The 1,074-nt window shown below is 38.3% G+C and carries 1 protein-coding gene; it reads right to left on the bottom strand.

The features are described 5' to 3' along the window. On the bottom strand, window positions 1-1,074 hold a 1,074-nt coding region (locus ACQR30_RS13505; RefSeq protein WP_429735990.1), incomplete at both ends, for an AAA family ATPase.

Below are 1,074 nucleotides of genomic sequence, written 5' to 3'. Positions count from 1 at the left end.
AATCTCCATTTTTCGATGCTCTTTTGTTCTCCGTGAGACGGAAAATATTTGTTTTGAAATATTTCCACAAATATGACGTTTTAACAGATAAGCTGACCAATTGACTTCGGCCAGCGTGTTTCTTTATAGGCAAAATTTGTCGGAAATCACCTCCAATTATCAAAATTTTGCCCCCGAAGGGCAATTTGTTTTCCATAATTTCTTGCAATTTCTTGTCTATTATTCGCAAAACATGTTTTGAAACCATTGAAACTTCATCGATTATGAAAACATCGGTTTCTTTCAATTCCTCACCAAGTTTGGAATTTGGCTTTGCGTTAGAACTTGATTCATGGTCAATTTCGCCGAATGGTAATCCGAATGTTCTGTGCATAGTTCTGCCATCTGGCAAAAGGTTTGCTGCAATTCCCATCCAGGAGGATGTTTTATATTTTATGTCTTCACCTCGGAACAAATGACACAGAGTTTGATATGTATATGTTTTTCCGGACCCTCCTGGCCCATCGATGCATACACAACCGTTTCGCAATTTGCGAGACTTTTTGTCTTCTATTTTTTTTCGAACTTGTTTAACGATTTTCTTCTGATTTTCGTTCATTTTCGCATGCATTTCTTCATAGTGTTTGAGTTCTTTTTCTTTGTCCCATGACTGATCGTCTAGGGCAATTTTATTCGGTAAACTGATCCCAAAATCAGCAAGGGATCGGCCACACATTTTAAGCTGGTTTTCGATGTCATTTTTAGCCAAATTTTCGGCTCTTTCTGTGTTTTTGTGCAGAAACATGTAGTCTTCCATCATATCTTCTTTGAACTTCTCCCAAATATCAGAGACTTGTACCATTTTCTCGTGAGCTATTACCGTCACAAAAAGTTGTCTCATCATATACGGCATCTGGAAAGAAGCCGCTTCTTCAAAGTATTCCTCCCAATTGACGGTTGCGTCCAATAATCCTCTGGCTGCAGCGGATTCCTTGAACGTGTTAAACTGTTCTGATTTATCCTCGGATGAGATACGACCATCGGTCGGCGAATAGTAATCGCATGGAAAAACATAATACATTAATATAACAAAAT

The sequence above is a fragment of the Arachidicoccus sp. genome (assembly GCF_050436765.1).
Lineage (GTDB): Bacteria > Bacteroidota > Bacteroidia > Chitinophagales > Chitinophagaceae > Arachidicoccus.
This window is presented reverse-complemented; position numbering and strand designations above follow the sequence as displayed.